This is a genomic window from Glycomyces salinus, assembly GCF_016428645.1.
GTDB lineage: Bacteria > Actinomycetota > Actinomycetes > Mycobacteriales > Micromonosporaceae > Glycomyces > Glycomyces salinus.
Map to the genome: position 1 here is coordinate 1 of NZ_JAELXW010000203.1, position 498 is coordinate 498.

The 498-nt window shown below is 72.7% G+C and carries 2 protein-coding genes; both read left to right on the plus strand.

The genetic code is table 11. The features are described from left to right. Positions 1-273 (plus strand): hypothetical protein (locus tag JFB92_RS25050; protein ID WP_199044692.1); only part of this gene is annotated, 273 nt, incomplete at its 5' end. Continuing rightward, a partial coding sequence (locus tag JFB92_RS25055; RefSeq protein ID WP_199044694.1) for a hypothetical protein occupies positions 270-498 on the plus strand: 229 nt, incomplete at its 3' end. The genes JFB92_RS25050 and JFB92_RS25055, both read left to right, overlap by 4 nt.

The following is a 498-nucleotide window of genomic DNA, read 5'->3' on the forward strand; positions in this document are numbered from 1 at the left end:
CAGGCCCTGACCGTCCTCGGTACCGCCGAGATCGGGGATCGGCTGGTCCGGTACGGGACGCTCACGGCCGCGCCGCGCCTGTGGGTCGCCTTCGCCGACACCACCACGCCGCCGGTGTTCGGCTACCTCACCGGCCTGGCCACCGGAGGGCCGACCCTCCACGTGACCGACCAGCGGCACCTGGCCTGGACCCGCACCGGCGACCGGACCGACCAGCTCATCCGCCACGGCCTGGACGTCTGGCGCGACGCACAACGAGCCTGCCAGGGGTGAGCGCTGTGCGGTACCACGAACGCCAACGCCTGTTCCGGGAGCACGCGACCGCCCGGCTGCGGCGCGAGGGCATCGAGTCGACCCGGCTCGAAGCGCTCATCGGCCCGGAACTGTCCCCGCACCATCAACTGTTCGTCTTCGCGCTGTTCGCCGCCGCCGTGACCGAGCACTTCGGTGACGAGCTCGACCGGGCCGAGCTCGCCGACTGCACCACCGGACTCCGCC